This window comes from Enterobacter sp. PP-008-ECC_S150, assembly GCF_045257065.1.
Taxonomy (GTDB): Bacteria; Pseudomonadota; Gammaproteobacteria; order Enterobacterales; family Enterobacteriaceae; genus Enterobacter; species Enterobacter chengduensis.
In genome coordinates this window covers 152,939-169,223 of sequence record NZ_JBJHHG010000011.1, presented here as the reverse complement: position 1 = coordinate 169,223, position 16,285 = coordinate 152,939, and the positions used below count along the sequence as shown (strand labels likewise).

Below are 16,285 nucleotides of genomic sequence, written 5' to 3'. Positions count from 1 at the left end.
CCACAGAACTTAAATCGTTCAATCATTCTGTATGGATCCCTACAGATTATAACACTGGAAAACTTACTGGTACGCGCCTACATGTTCCGATTACATTTGAAAAAGAGATAGATCGCCTCACTCCCTATTTGTTCAGGGCGGTATGTAAAGGTGGGATATTTAAAGCAGCTTTGATTAAAATGTACAGAATTAATGAGCCGGGAATAGAAGTAGAATATTTCAATATTAAAATGGAAAATGTAAAGGTTACAAAAATTTCTCCTGTTTTAGTACCATTAGGAGTTGCGGGAAAGCATATGGAAGAAGTTGAAATAAGGTATGAATCTATAGAGTGGATATACTGTGACGGAAATATAAAGTTCAAAGATTCATGGAATGAAAGAGCTGTAGCATAAAGAAAAGGGACTCTGATGAGTCCCTTTTATATTTTATTTCAATACTCCATATATTTGATCAATAATCCAGCCGTAAGTAGTTGCGGGTAAAATCTGCTCTCACAGGGAGAGGGAGAACACCCTTTTTGCAATTCCTGCGCTTTACCCTCTCGTTTCTTGATGCTTACCCTGATAACTATTATCTTGATCGCGTGTGACGAGAGGTTTCCCATGAGTGAAGAAGAACTGTTTAGCCGCAGGCCGATGGGCATGCGGATGGCGATGATCGTGCGCCAGTGGCGTGCGGTGATTGACGACGCCATTCTCGATACCGGGCTAACCCAGTCGAGCTGGACGGTGATGATGCAGCTTTTTCAGCTTGGGGATAACGTCTCGATGAGTGAGCTGGCGGAGGTGCAGGGGATTGAACTGCCGCCGCTGATGCGCACTCTGACACAGCTGGAAAAGCAGGGTTACCTGCTGCGCGCCGTATCGCCTTACGACAGGCGCATCCGGCTTCTGACGCTGACGCCCGAGGGAAAAGCCATCTTAAAAAGGCTCACTCAGGTGATTGAGACGTATCAGGCGCGCGTATCGCAAAACATCGCGCCGGAACATCTCGACATTTTCAGCGCCACATTGAATCAAATCGCCTGCAATTTGCGGACAATCCGCGAAGAAGATAACAAGACCGAAAAATAATGACCCCTGAACAAAAGTTTGCCCGCTGGGTAAGGGTGAGTATTGCCTCTTTCCTGCTGATGTTTGTCTACTTTATCGTCGCGGATATCTGGATCCCGCTGACGCCGGACTCCACCGTGATGCGCGTGGTGACGCCGGTGTCTCCACGCGTCTCCGGTTACGTGGCGGCGGTACATGTCCACAACAACAGCCAGGTGAAAAAAGGCGATCTGCTGTTTGAGCTCGACGACACGCCGTTTCGCAATAAAGTGGAAGCGGCGCAAATCGCGCTGGAGCAGGCTCGTCTTTCCAACCAGCAGCTGGACGCGCAGATCGCCGCCGCGCAGGCCAGCCTGAAAACCGCCGTGCTGACCGCGCGGAACGATAAAGTGACCTTCGACCGCTACCAGAAGCTGAGCACGCTGCAGAACGTCTCGCAGGCGGATCTGGATAAGGTGCGCACCACCTGGCAGAGCAGCGAACAGTCCGTCAGCTCAATCCAGGCTAACATCCAGAACCTGCGCATTCAGCGCGGCGAGCGGGACGAGCAGCGCAACGTGACGCTGCAAAAATACCGCAACGCGCTGGATGAAGCGGAACTCAACCTCGGCTGGACGAAGGTCTACGCCCAGGCGGACGGCACGGTCAGTAACCTGCAGTTGAGCCCCGGCTTCTACGCTTCATCCGGTTCCGCCGCGCTGGCGCTGGTGAACAACCAGACCGATATCGTGGCCGATTTTCGTGAAAAGAGCCTGCGCCATACCCATCAGGGCACCGATGCCGCCGTGGTGTTTGACGCCTTCCCGGGGCACGTTTTCCGCGCCCACGTGACCAGCAGCGACGCGGGGATCCTGGCGGGTCAGGAGGCCGTTAACGGCCAGCTCTCCGAACCGGAAACCTCCAACCGCTGGGTTCGAGACGCCCAGCGCATGCGTATTCACGTGACGCTGGATGAAGCGCTGCCGAAGCATCTGCCGACCGGCGCGCGGGCGACCGTGCAGCTCTACAACAGCGAAGGGCCATTTGCGCGCTTCTTCTCCGGGATGCAGATCCACCTGGTGAGCCTGCTGCACTATGTTTATTAGTTCGATGTCTATTACCACCCTGGCGCGGGTCTTTACCCCGCACGGCAACATCGTCTATACGGCAAACGACTTTCGCCAGACCCTGCGCATCGTCTTTGCCGGGATGATTGCGCTGAGCATTTCGAGTTTCTACAACACCAGCTATGGCGTGTTTTTTGTGGTTTACCCGATCATGCTGCTGTCGCTGGTGCCGGTGTTTAATCGCCACGTGGCGAAGCAGTTTATCTTCAGCGCCGCGCTCAACTGCGTTGAAATGGTGATTATCATCGGCTATCTGTCGCAATGGCCGGTCATCATGACGCTGGTGGTGTTTGCCCTGTACGTGATGCGCTTTCGCTTTATGAGCAAGGGGCCGCTGTTCCTGTTCGGGTCGATGGGCGTGGTATGCCAGAGCGTGATGCTCAACTTTATGAGCTACCCGACCACTAACTGGCACACGCTGCTGTTTTCCAACATCGAAGCGAGCGTGATGGCGGTGTGCCTGAGCGCGCTGATGAACTATCTCCTGCCGGACGTGGAGCCTCGCATGCCGCCGCCGCTGATTGAGAAAGACGACGCCCGCGTGCGCCACGAGTCGCTGCTCTCCGGCACGGTCGCGACGCTGATATTCGTGGTGTTTCAAATCAGTGACTTAAGCGATTCGCTTTCGGCGCTGATGGCCGGGATTTTGATCCTGTTCCCGATGCACTATCGCGGCGCGGTGATGAGCTCGATCTGGCGCGTGGTCGGCGTGGTGCTGGGCTGCCTCTATATTCTGGTGGTGCAGCTGATCCTCTACGACCACAGCAGCCATATGCTATTGATGATGCCGCTGATCGGCCTCGGGCTGGCGTTTGGCGCACGCCTGCACGTGATGGAGAAAGTGGGCGCGGGCGTGGGCTTTTCCAGCATCACCACCATCGGCATTATGTTCGGTCAGAACATGCACCCGGACACGGACCTGGTGTTCAGCGATCTGTACCGCATTACCTCCGTCACCTTTTCGCTGGTGGCAACGCTGACGCTGGTCTTTCTCATGCACCTGATTCTGAACCGCTTCGAGGCGACGCGCTACGTCATCGCGCCGCCCGAAGCGGGTTAATGCCCCAGCACGGCGGGCAGCTGCGAGAGTAAAAACAGGATCAGGCCAATCGTCCCGCCGACCAGCGTGCCGTTAACGCGGATGAACTGCAGATCTTTGCCGATGTTAAGCTCGATCTGGCGGGACATGTCTTTGGCGTCCCAGCTTTTGACCGTGTCGCTGATGTGGCGGGTCAGGAACGCGGCGAAGTCCGGCGCGAGGCGGTGCGCGGCCTGCTCCAGATGCTCGTTCAGCGACGCCCGCAGGCTGGCGTCGTTTGTCAGCGTTTCGCCAAACCACAGCCCGGCGTTGGCGATGCGCTGCTTCACGCGCGAGTCTTCACTCTGCATATCCGCCTTCAGCCACTGGCGCAGGTCGGCCCACATTTCCCCCAGATAGCGGTTAAACGCCTCGTCATTTTTCAGGTAGTGCTTGATGTTGTCGGCTTTGGCCGCCATCTCCGGATCGTTTTTCAGGTTGTCGATAAGCTTCAGCGTGGCGCGGTCGAACGCCTGGCGGATCTGGTGGGTGCGGTCGTGGCTGATATCGTCCAGCAGCGTGTTCACCGCGTTCGACACCATCTCCGCGCTTTGATCGCCCAGCCACTCGGTGGGCAGGACCATCGCTTTACGCGGGTGTTCGGTCTTCAGCCAGTGGACGATCTGGTCGGCAATAAAGTCCCGCGTGCTTTCCCGCTGAATCAGGGTAATCAGCCGGTTGATGATAGCGTCCAGCAGCACCTGATGGCGGTTGTTTTTGGTCATGCTCTCCAGCATCACGGCGCTGGTTTCGGTGAAATCGACCTTGTCGATGGCCTTATGCACCGCGCGCTTGAGCAGGCGCTGAATGCGTCCGTCGTCGGTGAGTTCGAGAAAACCGCTCATCACCTGCATCAAATGCAGGCCGACGCGCTGGGCGTTGTCGGGCTTGCTGAACCAGGCGCCGATCATCTGGGCGGGCTCATAGCGGCGGATCAGCGCCACCAGCGACTGGGTATCGAGAAACTTCTCCTGCACGAACTGGCCGAGGTTGTCGCCAATCCGGTCCTTATTGCGCGGGATGATCGCCGTATGGCGGGAGATAAAGGGAATCGGCACCCGGCGGAACAGCGCGACCACCGCAAACCAGTCAGCCAGCGCGCCGACCATCGCCGCCTCGGCAATGGCCTTGACGCCGCGCACCCAAAAGGTCTGCGGCAGGAACAGGGTGGTGATAAAGGCCGCGGCGGCAACCAGCAGCAGCGATAGCGCAAGAAGCTTGGCGCGTTTGAGTTCAGCTATTTTTTCCATGTGGTTAAGGATAGAGGGAAGCGGGGGGAATGTGCAAAATATGTCGTGCTATAAATGAAATATTAATTTCACTTTTATGCTTGTTGGATATAAAAACTGCTTGCAGTTCATCAGAAGAAAACGATAACTTACTTAAAAATTAAATTGATATTCTTATTTATGTGGTGAATTTAAATGACTTTAAGGATTCGCATTGTTAATGGCCTGAAAAGTAAATCCGTCAATTTTTTTCTGCTTTTTTTCTATGTTACATCTCTTATTCTTACAAAAGTGAAAAATTCTGCTGGTATATATTTTTCTTATGTGTTACTTGTTACGCTCTTCATCATATTATATGTGCAGAGAGAACAAGGTAGAGATATTGTTAATATTTTTACTCGCTTTGAAAATGACTTATTTATCAATAAGATTGCAGGGTGGCTATCTCTTCTTGGGTGGTGCTCTTTTATATTTATTCCCTTTTCGATAAATATCCACTTAATTTATATGGCGAAGGCGCTTATGATAATTTTTGCCATTTCAATTGCAGTAAGTAGTATTCTTACGATATTTATTCTCGAAAGTAATGGGTATAAGAGCATAAAGAAAATACGCTTGGCGTTATTTTCTTTAATATCATTGTGCTATGCGTTATCAAGCGCCTTCTCAGCAAGTCTTTTTTTGCAGATTAGTAATATGGATTTATCTTCAAGTCCATGGGTGGAATTCTTATGGAAGCTTACTGCATTCTTTGCTTTAATCTCTTTCATTTTGCAGTTAGTAACCTATCTAATATGTGTCACGACTGCAAGTAAACTCCAAGGCTATACGTTGTTCAATATTCTTGGAGCATTGGTGCTGTTGACTTTACTTATGACATTTATTACTGGCAGGCTGGATGTTATTGCTTATTATGTTTTGAATTATTCTACAAATGCTGAGTGGAGGAATGATTTTTCTTGTGGTAGTAAAACCATCAAGCATCCACATGAGAAATACTTTGGTTTTAATGCTGAGAAATATACGGTTTATTTTTCCAACCGTAATGGTCAATGGGGGTTCGATGAAATAAAATGTATTAAAGATCCTCAGGGGAATGATGGCTACACTGTAAGAAATGTGTCAACAGAAAATATTTCTCCATGGGTAAAGTAATGGGAGTTGATTGAACATTGATTATAGACGCTGTACTGTCTCCTGTCTGTGAATGGCAGGAGCACTATACCTTTCAGAAATCTCCGGATATACCCAACTTTACGCCCGGAGCCAGTCATGTTGACTACGCTTAATACCCTAAGCGGTAAAACATGGAGATTCGATATGGCTTATCAGACAGTAAATCCTGCCACTAACCAGCTCATCAAAGAATACCCCTCACATACCGACGCGGATATTGAAGCGGCGCTGAAGGCGGCCGATGCCCTTTATCATTCGGACTGGGCGAAGGGCGACATCAACCAGCGCCTGCCGGTGCTGCACAAGCTTGCCGACCTGATCGACGAGCGCGTGGAGGAGCTGGCGAAAATCGCCAGCCAGGAGATGGGTAAGCTCATCGAACAGAGCCGCGGCGAGGTGAAGCTGTGCGCGCAGATCGCCCGCTACTACGCCGACAACGCGAAGCAGTTCCTGGCCCCGGTGAAGTACGACTCTGAACTCGGGGAAGCGTGGGTGGAGCATCATCCCATCGGCGTGCTGATGGCCGTTGAGCCGTGGAACTTCCCGTACTACCAGCTGATGCGCGTTCTGGCGCCAAACCTGGCGGCAGGTAACCCCGTTCTGGCTAAACACGCGAGCATCGTGCCGCACTGCGCCGAGGCCTTTGCGCACCTGGTGCGCGAGGCGGGCGCGCCGGAAGGGGCGTGGACTAACCTGTTTATTTCGTCCGAACAGGTGGCAAACATCATCGCCGACGATCGCGTGCAGGGCGCAGCATTAACCGGCTCCGAAAAGGCCGGCAGCGTCGTGGCCGCGCAGGCAGCGAAGCACATTAAAAAATCCACGCTGGAGCTGGGCGGGAACGACGTCTTCGTGGTGCTGGACGATGCGGACCTGGATAAAGCGGTGAAGATTGGTGTGAATGCGCGCCTCAACAACGCCGGGCAGGTGTGTACCGCGGCGAAGCGCTTTATCCTGCATGAAAAGATTGCGGATGCCTTCCTGAGCAAATTCACCGAGGCGTTTAAGCAGGTGAAGATTGGCGATCCGCTGGATGAAAGCACCACGCTGGGGCCGCTGTCGTCTAAAGACGCGCTGGAAACGCTGACCAAACAGGTTAACGAGGCGGTGAAAAACGGTGCCACGCTGCACTATGGCGGCAAGCCGGTGCAGCGCGACGGCAGCTTCTTCGAGCCGACAATCCTGACGAATATCTCCCGCGACAACCCGGCCTACTTCGAGGAGTTCTTCGGCCCGGTGGCGCAGATCTACGTGGTGAAGAGCGATGATGAAGCGGTCGCCCTGGCGAACGACTCCCACTACGGCCTGGGCGGGGCGGTATTCAGCAAGGATATCGAGCGCGCGAAGAAAATGGCGTCGCGGATTGAGACCGGGATGGTATATATCAACTGGCTCACCGATACCGCGCCAGAACTGCCGTTCGGCGGCGTGAAGCGTTCCGGTTACGGGCGCGAGCTGTCGGATCTGGGGATCAAAGAGTTTGTGAACCAGAAGCTTGTGGTGGTGCGTAAGTAAGAGGTAATAAAAAACCTGCCGTACGGCAGGTTTTTTGGTAAAGAGCGTCATCGCCTTTCTTGCCGGGTGGCGCTACGCTTACCCGGCCTACAATGTGTAGCAGTATCAATACATTGGGTTAGAAGGACACGCCGCCGCCCACGTATGCGCCGTCAATCAGCGTGTGGCCAGGACGGCCATCTTTGCCATCCACGCTCACGTGGCGGTAGCCCACTTTCAGGGTCACTGGCGTAATCGGCGTCCAGCTTACGCCGCCGTTCGCTTCCACGTAGTTTTTAACGCTGTTATTCAGCCCTTCAGGGGCAACATAACCTTCGCCATAGACATGAATGCTGTCGGTCAGCGCGACGTTTACGCCGCCGCCGATTGGGAACGCCACGCCGTTATCGCCTTTTTTCGGGCCGATATAGATTGCCTTCGCGCCCGCATTCAGCATCACCGGACCCACTTCCAGGTTGTAACCTGCGCCCACGCCTCCGGTCTGGGTACCGTCATCGGTATTCTTTAACCAGCTACCCTCGGTGTACAGACCCGAGCTGGATTTACCCATTTCGACATTCAGGTTGGTAAAGTTTTTACCCTGCTCAATGCTGCCACCCATGGCGAGTGCGGAGCCGGAGACGGCGGTCAGAGCAGACAGGATGAGAATGTTGAGTTTTTTCATGAGTATTTCCTCGTCGTCAAAGTAATCTAAGGGCACCTTAACAAGGGATGTTTACGACTGCAAATGTGAGTCATGTCGCGTTTTTATGCTGATTTTGTTGGTTTTTTGATTTTTAAATGTTGGCTAAATGTTTGCAAGGCAAGGAGTCAATCCGTAATGAGGTCGCGTTTAGGAAAGGTTCAGCGTTTTACCTAAACCCAGGCTGAACGAGCCGGGAAAATTGCTTTGAAATGCATTAATAGAATTTCTAATAGTTTCCAAAAATGTTTCAATTGTCACAGATAAAGACACAGGTTTACATTTCTGGGGAGGAATATACGTCTCGTCATGCCGATCCGCTCTCCTCGGCATGTCATTTTTCTGACACGTTTATTCTTTACGGTGTTGGCTTCACTCTCTGGACGCTAACAATATGAAAAGAAAAATTATTCCTGTGTTTATCGGCTGTGCGCTCTCTTTCTCTGGCCTGGCGGCGCAGCCCACCGCTGAACGCTATGTCGTCAGCTTCCCTGAAGGTTCACATGTGAAATACAGCGGCGCGTTTGCCGATGCGTTTCCGAATGGACTGCCCGTGGGCATTGGCTCTGGTCTGCTGTTTACGGGCAAGCAGGGTGATGCTCTGACCTTTGCGACCGTGACCGATCGCGGTCCCAACGCCGATGCGCCAAAAATGGGTAAAAATGAAGCCAAAATATTCGTCACGCCGGATTTCGCGCCGCTGCTAATGACCATCCGCGTTCAGAACGGCAAAGCGGAGGCGGTGGATGCCCGCCCGCTGCATGATGATAAAGGCGAGATTAACGGTCTGCCGCTGCAAAGCGGCGTGATTGGCTCCACCAACGAAGTGGCGTTCAGCGATACCCTCAAGATCCTCAAGGGTGACAACCGCGGTCTGGATACGGAAGGCATCACGCCGGACGGCAAAGGCGGCTACTGGCTGTGCGACGAGTATGGCCCGTTCCTGATTAACGTCGACAGCAAAGGCAAAATCCTGGCGATCCACGGCCCGCAGGCGGCGGAAGGGGAAAAGTCGATCGCGGGCGGTCTGCCAAACATCATCAAATGGCGCCAGCCCAACCGGGGCTTCGAAGGCCTGACCCGGATGCCGGATGGACGCATTATCGCGGCGGTGCAGAGCACGCTGGATATCGACGGTAAAAGCAAAAAGCAGGCGCTGTTTACGCGTCTGGTGAGCTTCGATCCGGCGACCGGCAAGACCGCGATGTACGGTTATCCGATCGACAGCGCGGCCTACGACAAAAACAGCGATGCCAAAATCGGCGACATCGTGGCGCTCGATGACCAGCACATCCTGCTGATTGAGCAGGGCAGCGATAAAAACGACGTGATGCGCAATCTCATCTACAAGGTGGATCTCAGCAGGGCGAGCGACCTGAGCGCCTTCGACAAGCCGGGCGAGTACCCGGAGTTTGATGACGAGAAGACCCTGGCGCAGCGCGGCATTACCCTTGCGACAAAAACGCAGGTCGTCGATCTGCGCGCGCTGGGCTGGCAGCAGGAGAAGGCCGAAGGGCTGGCGCTGATCGATAGCAAAACGCTTGCGGTGGCGAACGATAATGACTTTGGCGTGAAGGTGGCAATGCAAAAGCCGGTTGAGGGCAAGAAGCTCAAGGATTACCGGGTGAACGCGGAGGGCACGCTGACGCTGGATGACAAACCGGTTGCAACCACGCTCAGCGTGAAGCCGCTGAAGAAGCCGGAGTCCGACAGCGAGCTGTGGATTGTGACGCTGCCGGAGGCGTTGAAATAAGTTTTCCACTCACCCTCTCCCCATTGGGGAGAGGGTGAGCATTGGCTAAGCGCTAGATCGCTTTCGCGATATTCTCATAGGTGTCGACAAGATGATCGCGCAGGTTTCCGGAGCCGTGCATCGTCACCAGCAGGTTTTGACGCGCGCGGGTAAATCCAACATACAGGCGCTTGATATCGTCACTCAGATCATCATTATCTCTTTCCTTCGCGGCATCCAAAATGGCGACTGAGTGGAATTCAAGCCCCTTGCTGCTTGGCAACGGCATGACGCAGAGAAAATCATTTTGCGGTGACCAGTGCTTTTTATCATCGCTGCTGACAATCATCTGATAAGGAATGTTACGTGCCGCGAGACGTGGCCCAAGCGCCCCCGAAATACTGTAGGTTGAAGGGCACAGAATGGCGATCTCTGACCATGCTACTCCTTCCTGTCGCTGCTCTGTAACCCAATCAAGGACGTGTGTAATCTCCTCGTCCTGATTATCAAAGCTGGCCAGCGCAGGATACTTCCCGGACAGTCCTCCTGCGGCAGGTCGCTGGTATTTGAGGGAAGCTTCTATGTGATTATTAAGATAATTAAATGCTACGCTGCTGGCAAAATGGAGTATTTGCCGGGTGTTGCGATAATTGGTATCCAGAATCGTTGTGCGGCCCTGAGCCTTTATATCGACGCTGGACAGGGTAAAATCGAGAGCTTTCTTTTTCTGATAAATTGACTGAGCATCATCGTACAGGAAAAGCAGGGAGCTATCTTTATTGTCCGGCATCCTGGCGAGGATCCTTAGCCATTCTGGCTTGAAATCATGTCCTTCATCTATCAAAACGGCGCTGTACTGCTCCGGTTTTATCACTCCCTCTTCAAATGCTACCGTCAGCGCATTTTCCATCAGGTCAATGAAGTTTTTGCTCCTGGGGGGAAGACGCCGATGCGAGTTTAATTGTTGATAACACCAGGCGTGGAAATGGGTGACTTCGACGGGAAGACGAAGAGTGTATTGCTCCAGTTGCGCTTTGAGTTTTTTGGCCAGCGTAATGTTGTAGCAAATCACCAGTATCGGCTTGGTGTTTTCAATGTTGTTGGCAAGCTCAATACATCGGTGATGCAAAATAAGGGTTTTTCCTGATCCTGCTACACCATGGATAATGCGGTGACCTGTTCCCATGCTTCTTGCGAGCTGTTCTTGTTTTGTGTCCATCATACAAACGATATCGGGTGTATGGAGCGTAAAGTTATCCAGATCAACCCGCGTCACAGATGAGTTAATACGTGCATCGGGATAAAGATGCCACCGAATGCGGTCAAGTTGTTGTGGGGTAGTATGATGGACGAAGGGATGTTTGAGAAGAGATTCGAGCCGGGCAGAGATCTGATCTCTGGTCATAAATTCTGTAAGCTCATCTTTGCATATCACCTGGCTGGCGGGCAATATTTCATTCAACTCCTCAGGTGTAAAATTCTTTTTCAACTGTACCCGGGTGATGTTGCTCAAATAAACGCCATATCCATACGGCATAATAAAACTGCCCTCATGATCTCCTCGTTGCTGGCGAAGCAGGGGATCTTTTTTCAGGCTATTGATGATATGAAAGGTATATTGTCGAACTTGTTCGAGGGGGTTCTTCAACGGCTCGATGCCGTTTTTGGTTTCATAATCAATATGCGTTTTATTAGCCGATTTTATTTTTGTGATAAACCAGTCTTTCACTTCTATAAACAGCAGTCCTTTTTCAGGGGCCAGAATCACAAAATCAGGATGATCGTCTTTGTCTCCCATTCGGGTATCATACCAACAGGTACACTGTTCGCTGAGTCCACCCTCCAGAAGCCTTGCCAGCCTTTTTTCTCCGGCCGTAATCTTCTCGCTACAACTGCTAATTGTGGGAATAATGATTGCCATATGACGCCTACCAATTCATGAGAATTATACAAATCCAATTAATTAATATTGTAAGGAATATTAATCAAAGCATGATTTCATTCTTGGTAAGAACATTAACAGACAAAATTGCAAACAGAAAGGGCGAAACCCGCATTTTGCCTCAATGAAATACGCTCCTTTTTCTGATTAAAAAGGAGCGACGATTTATTTCTTTAGCCCCGCAAACGCCGCCCGAATCTCTTCTTCCGGCAGCTGGATGCCAATAAACACCATCACGCTGTGCGGCGCTTCATCGCCCCACGGACGATCCCAGTCGGCGCTGTACAGGCGCTGCACGCCCTGGAACAGCAGGCGGTTCGGCTCGCCGTTAATCCACAGCATCCCCTTGTAGCGCAGCAGCCTGTCGGCAAACGACAGCAGCAGGTTCTCCATCACGCGTGAGACCTCGCTGATATCCACCGGGTAGTCCAGCTCCACCACAATCGACGTCACGTCGTTTTGCTTGTCTGCCATAAAGTGGAAGCGCGGTTTCGCGGTGACGTTCTCTTCGAGCATAAAGCCGTTGGTATTGAACAGCTGAGACAGGTCAATATCGCCGTGCGTCACGGTGTAAATCGGGGCGCGTGAGTTGATGCGCGTCAGCCGCTCGCGCAGTTTCTCGCTGTCGCCTGCCACGTCGGTTTTGGTCAGCAGGATACGGTCGGCGTAGCCCACCTGCGACTGGGCAATGGTGAACTGGTTCATCTGGTCGTCGGCGTGGACCGCATCAACCAGGGCAATCACGCCGTCCAGCAGGTAGCGCTGGCAGAGGATCTCGTGCGAGAAAAAGGTCTGAATAATCGGGCCGGGGTCGGCCATGCCGGTGCACTCGATCACCAGGCGGTCGAAGTCGATCTCGCTGCGGTCGCGGCTGTCGAGCAGATCCAGCAGGGCGTCTTCTAATTCGTTAGAGCGGGTGCAGCAGATGCAGCCGTTGGTCAGGGTTTTGATCTGCGTGGCGCGATCGCCAATCAGCTGGTCGTCTACCGAGACTTCGCCAAATTCGTTTTCGATGACGGCGATTTTGAAGCCGTGCTGTTCATTCAGGATGTGGCGCAGCAGGGTGGTTTTACCGGCGCCGAGAAAACCGGTCAGCAGGGTAACGGCAATCGGGGTCATGGTCTCTCCTTTAGCAGCAGCGGACGCCGCCTTCTCCACTTCCGCCGTAGCGCGCTTCCTGACGCTCGCGGAAGAATTCGGTATAGGTCATGTACGGCTTATCCGGATGGTTGGTCTTCATATGCTCAACGTAGTTGTCATAGTCCGGAATGCCAATCAGCATTTTCGCCGCCTGACCGAGGTATTTTTTTGCTTCGCCTAAGTTACCAAACATTGTGGGTTCCAGACAGAAAAAGCCCGGTGGCGCGCAGCGATCCGGGCCTACAGTACCGTTGTAGGGCGGGTCAGCGCAGCGCCACCCGCCATTGTTTTAGTGGTGTGAAGAGGTCTTCACGCCGCCTTCCGGCACCGGTACGTACGGGGTTTCTTTATCCGTACGACCGTCGGCGTTACGCACCTTCAGCCAGGTCTTAATGCCGTAGAAGATGATGCTGTACACCACCACCAGGAACAGAATGCTCAGACCCGCGTTGGTGTAGTTATTCACCACGATATGGTTCATGTTGGCAATCTGCTGTGCGCTCAGGTCTGCGCCGCCTGCGGCAATCTTCTCTTTGTACTGGTTAGCCATGAAGAAGAAGCCTTCCAGCTGCGGGTTGGCGCTGAACAGCTTCAGGCCAAGCGCCCAGGTGGTGCAGAGCAGCAGCCACAGCGCAGGGACCACGGTGACCCAGATGTATTTGGTGCGCTTCATCTTCACGAGGACGACGGTGCCCAGCACCAGCGCCACGGCGGCCAGCATCTGGTTAGAGATACCGAACAGCGGCCACAGGCTCTTCACGCCGCCCAACGGGTCGACAACGCCCTGATACAGCAGGTAACCCCACAGGCCGACGCAGCCCGCGGTACCCAGAATGCCCGCCACCAGCGAGTCGGTTTTCTTCAGGAACGGCACGAAGTTACCGAGCAGGTCCTGCAGCATGAAGCGGCCCGCACGGGTACCGGCGTCCAGCGCGGTCAGGATGAACAGCGCTTCGAACAGAATACCGAAGTGGTACCAGAAGCCCATGTCCGCCCACGGCAGCACCTTGTGGAACACGTGTGCGATACCGACGGCCAGCGTCGGCGCACCACCGGCGCGGTTCAGCACGGACGGTTCACCGATATCCTTCGCGGTCTGCATGATCTGCTCAGGCGAAATCACGAAGCCCCAGGAGCTGACGGTCGCCGCCGCGTGCGCGCTGGCGTCCTTCAGCTGGGCCATGATCATCGCCGCGTTGTCGCCGCCCATCTCGTGCAGGTTTGGCATGGTAATGCCGAGGCCCGCCGGAGGGGTGTTCATCGCGAAGTACAGACCCGGTTCGATGATGGACGCGGCAACCAGCGCCATGATCGCCACGAAGGACTCCATCAGCATCGCGCCGTAGCCGATGAGACGCGCGTCTTTCTCGTTCGCCAGCAGCTTAGGCGTGGTGCCGGACGCAATCAGGGCGTGGAAGCCGGAGACCGCACCGCAGGCGATGGTGATGAACAGGAACGGGAACAGGGCGCCTTTCCACAGCGGGCCGGTACCGTCGATGTACTGCGTTACCGCAGGCATTTTCAGATCCGGGTTGATCACCAGGATGCCGATCGCCAGACCGACGATCACGCCGATTTTAAGGAAGGTCGCCAGGTAGTCGCGCGGGGCCAGAATCAGCCAGACCGGCAGCAGCGCGGAAATAAACGCATAGCCAATCAGCGCGAAGGTGATGGTGGTGTCCTTGAAGGTCAGCGCCGGGCCCCAGTACGGGTCGTGCGCAATCACGCCGCCGAAGTAGATGGAGGCCACCAGCAGCACGATACCAATCACCGACACTTCACCCACGCGGCCCGGACGCAGGAATCGCATGTAGATCCCCATGAACAGCGCAATCGGCACGGTTGAGCAGACGGTGAAGACACCCCACGGGCTTTCGGCCAGCGCTTTCACCACGATCAGGGCCAGCACCGCGAGGATGATGATCATGATCAGGAAGCAGCCGAACAGGGCAATAGTCCCCGGCACGCGGCCCATCTCCTCTTTAACCATCTCACCCAGAGAGGCGCCGTTACGGCGAGACGAGATAAACAGCACCATAAAGTCCTGCACCGCACCGGCCAGCACCACGCCGGCGAGCAGCCAGAGCGTACCCGGCAGGTAGCCCATCTGCGCGGCCAGCACCGGGCCGACCAGCGGGCCAGCGCCCGCAATGGCGGCAAAGTGGTGGCCAAACAGCACGTAGCGGTTGGTCGGCACGTAGTTCAGGCCGTCATTGTTAATGACTGCCGGGGTGGCGCGCGTCGGGTCGAGCTTCATGACCTTCTGCGCGATGTATAAGCTGTAGTAGCGATAAGCCACAAGATAGACGGAAACCGACGCGACCACGATCCACAGGGCGCTTACGTGTTCGCCCCGGCGTAATGCGACAACCGCCAGACAAAAAGCGCCGAGGATCCCGAGTAAGGCCCAGGGCACGTGCTTCAGTAGTTTTTTAGTATCCATAGTAAGACCTGGTTTTTTATGTAAAGAAAAAAGGGTCAGGGTTCGTTGTGAGGAGGTATTGATTAATGCTGGAGCGATCGTGCCAGATCCGCGCGCGCGTAAAGGACGGTAAATGAATGAGTGGTTGAAAGTGCAAGGTGAGCGGTCAAAGGGGGCGACGAGCGGTTCCGTCTCGCCGCCGGTGGGCGAAATTATGTGATTGAGATCACCTGGTTAGCCGGGCTACGCTCCACGGCCAGATAGCTCTCCAGGGTCCTGATGAGCTTCTCCTTCAGCCAGCTCGGTTCCAGAATCTGAATATGGGGCAGCCAGTAGAACAGCAGCGGCAGGATCTGGTTCTCGTGGGCCGCCCGGCAGCGCAGCGTGACGCCGTCCTGTTGCTCCTCCAGCAGCTTCTGTTCCGGCAGAAGATCGCGGCGCAGGAAGTAATGTGAAATATTATCCTTGATGAATATTTTCACCGAGAAAGTATCTTCAGACACCCAAGGGTCGAGGCTTTTTTCCAGCAGCTCAAGGACATTTTCTTCCGGGGTGAAGGTCGGTTTCTGAATATCAAACCAGCTAATCTGGCTCAGGGAGAAGGATTTCAGGCGGCTATTTTCGGTGGCTTGTAAATACCATATATTTTTTTTGTTAATGAGTTTATAGGGATTAATCAGGCGGGTTTTGCCCTTATAAACAATCTGACAAACATTATGGTTTTTAATCGATTTCTCAATCTTTGATAAATGACGGCGAATATCACGTTGCACCGTGTGTTCGGCTTCATTCGCAAGAATAAGAATATGGTTTTCGTCAACGCGCGCTTCAAGCTTCTGCCAGAATTCCGTATTTCGTTCAGGGAAAAAGCTATCAGCATTCAGGAAGTTAGCAAGGGTGTGATGCAGGCCTTGTCCGCCGGGCGATTGTGCCGAATGGATGAGCCGATATAGCCCATTACCGGTATGTTCAACAATAGGAGAGAGGGCGTTTAAATCCCGGTAAACGGTACGCTCGGTAATTTTAAATTTCTCCATTAGCACGCTGCGGTTTACCACACCGTTTAAATGTAGCTCAAGGAGAATATCGACCAGACGTTCAGCCGAGCGGCTCCGCGTCGTTTTAGCCATAAGGTCATCCTGTATATTAGGTATGCGCTGAATGATGCGGGGGCACTGACGGGTGGCGTCAGTATTCAGTCACAGAAA

14 protein-coding genes are annotated in these 16,285 nt (G+C 53.7%); 7 read left to right on the top strand and 7 right to left on the bottom strand.

Annotated features, from left to right (window positions below; translation table 11 throughout):
• From ACJBF3_RS14115 to ACJBF3_RS14100, 4 genes are all read left to right on the top strand, one after another.
• Positions 1-395: Hcp family type VI secretion system effector (locus ACJBF3_RS14115; protein WP_406545202.1), on the top strand; the 395-nt coding region annotated here is incomplete at its 5' end.
• Between the two features lie 210 nt (positions 396-605).
• Positions 606-1,076 (top strand): MarR family winged helix-turn-helix transcriptional regulator, encoded by a 471-nt coding sequence (locus ACJBF3_RS14110; RefSeq protein WP_045327515.1) that lies wholly within the window; start codon positions 606-608, stop codon positions 1,074-1,076.
• Positions 1,073-2,140 carry an HlyD family secretion protein gene (locus ACJBF3_RS14105; protein WP_088475269.1) on the top strand — a complete coding sequence of 356 codons (1,068 nt, stop codon included), beginning with the start codon at positions 1,073-1,075 and terminating at the stop codon, positions 2,138-2,140. Before ACJBF3_RS14110 ends, ACJBF3_RS14105 begins: the two co-directional genes overlap by 4 nt.
• A 4-nt stretch (positions 2,141-2,144) precedes the next feature.
• The gene (locus ACJBF3_RS14100) at positions 2,145-3,221 is read left to right on the top strand and encodes a DUF2955 domain-containing protein (protein WP_045327518.1); all 1,077 of its coding nucleotides are present in this window, start codon (positions 2,145-2,147) and stop codon (positions 3,219-3,221) included.
• Here the strand turns inward: ACJBF3_RS14100 and ACJBF3_RS14095 are convergent.
• Complete coding sequence (locus ACJBF3_RS14095; protein WP_021240620.1) at positions 3,218-4,489, bottom strand: DUF445 domain-containing protein; 1,272 nt, start codon at positions 4,487-4,489, stop codon at positions 3,218-3,220. The two genes, ACJBF3_RS14100 and ACJBF3_RS14095, sit on opposite strands and share 4 nt — an antisense overlap.
• 174 nt (positions 4,490-4,663) lie before the next feature.
• Here ACJBF3_RS14095 and ACJBF3_RS14090 point away from each other — a divergent pair, with 174 nt between their 5' ends.
• Together ACJBF3_RS14090 and ACJBF3_RS14085 are read left to right on the top strand one after the other, a co-directional pair.
• Positions 4,664-5,623, top strand: coding sequence for a hypothetical protein (locus ACJBF3_RS14090; protein ID WP_048994486.1), 960 nt, complete (start codon positions 4,664-4,666; stop codon positions 5,621-5,623).
• Between the two features lie 165 nt (positions 5,624-5,788).
• A complete protein-coding gene (locus ACJBF3_RS14085; protein WP_032643939.1) occupies positions 5,789-7,159 on the top strand; it encodes an NAD-dependent succinate-semialdehyde dehydrogenase in 1,371 nt (456 codons plus the stop codon).
• 118 nt (positions 7,160-7,277) lie between these two features.
• Here ACJBF3_RS14085 and ACJBF3_RS14080 read toward each other — a convergent pair whose 3' ends face one another.
• Positions 7,278-7,823: a YfaZ family outer membrane protein gene (locus ACJBF3_RS14080; protein WP_045327520.1), complete on the bottom strand. Its 546-nt coding sequence runs from the start codon at positions 7,821-7,823 to the stop codon at positions 7,278-7,280.
• Between the two features lie 412 nt (positions 7,824-8,235).
• Between ACJBF3_RS14080 and ACJBF3_RS14075 the strand changes: the two genes are divergently transcribed.
• A complete protein-coding gene (locus ACJBF3_RS14075; protein ID WP_045327521.1) occupies positions 8,236-9,594 on the top strand; it encodes an esterase-like activity of phytase family protein in 1,359 nt (452 codons plus the stop codon).
• Between the two features lie 52 nt (positions 9,595-9,646).
• On the opposite strand, the gene ACJBF3_RS14070 is transcribed toward ACJBF3_RS14075, so the two are convergent.
• The 5 genes from ACJBF3_RS14070 to ACJBF3_RS14050 form a co-directional block, all read right to left on the bottom strand.
• Complete coding sequence (locus tag ACJBF3_RS14070) at positions 9,647-11,494, bottom strand: nuclease-related domain-containing DEAD/DEAH box helicase (RefSeq protein ID WP_045327523.1); 1,848 nt, start codon at positions 11,492-11,494, stop codon at positions 9,647-9,649.
• A gap of 186 nt (positions 11,495-11,680) precedes the next feature.
• Complete coding sequence (yjiA, locus tag ACJBF3_RS14065; RefSeq protein WP_045327524.1) at positions 11,681-12,634, bottom strand: GTPase; 954 nt, start codon at positions 12,632-12,634, stop codon at positions 11,681-11,683.
• Positions 12,635-12,644: 10 nt separating this feature from the next.
• Entirely contained in the window at positions 12,645-12,848 is a 204-nt protein-coding gene (locus ACJBF3_RS14060; RefSeq protein ID WP_003856610.1) for a YbdD/YjiX family protein, read from the bottom strand.
• A 96-nt stretch (positions 12,849-12,944) separates the two neighbouring features.
• A complete protein-coding gene (locus ACJBF3_RS14055) occupies positions 12,945-15,098 on the bottom strand; it encodes a carbon starvation CstA family protein (protein WP_045327526.1) in 2,154 nt (717 codons plus the stop codon).
• A gap of 191 nt (positions 15,099-15,289) precedes the next feature.
• Positions 15,290-16,207, bottom strand: a complete 918-nt coding sequence (locus tag ACJBF3_RS14050; protein WP_406545198.1) for a helix-turn-helix transcriptional regulator — start codon at positions 16,205-16,207, stop codon at positions 15,290-15,292.
• Positions 16,208-16,285: the final 78 nt, after the last annotated feature.